The sequence below is a fragment of the uncultured Maribacter sp. genome (assembly GCF_947495965.1).
Classification (GTDB): Bacteria; Bacteroidota; Bacteroidia; order Flavobacteriales; family Flavobacteriaceae; genus Maribacter_B.
On sequence record NZ_CANMBB010000031.1, the window covers coordinates 1 to 263 of the forward strand.

1 protein-coding gene is annotated in these 263 nt (G+C 36.1%); it reads right to left on the reverse strand.

What is annotated here, in order from left to right; genetic code table 11:
* A partial coding sequence (locus Q0820_RS16925) for a reverse transcriptase domain-containing protein (RefSeq protein ID WP_298489481.1) occupies positions 1–263 on the reverse strand: 263 nt, incomplete at both ends.

Genomic DNA, 263 nt, shown 5'->3' on the forward strand with positions numbered 1-263 from the left:
CGTAAGTAATACAGCCCTTTTCGTTTCATCTCTTTATCCAGTACATCTAACATAATATTTGATAGTAATGGACTTAAAGGGCTACCTTGTGGAATACCTTTGCGACGTTTACAAAGCTTCCCGTCTATTGAAATGGGCGCTCGTAACCATTTGCGAAGTAACCGCAATGTAGTTCTACATTTTACCTTCTTGTAGATAAGTTGTAATAGTATACAATGGTCTACTTCATCAAAGAATCCTTTTAAGTCTATATCTACAATCTC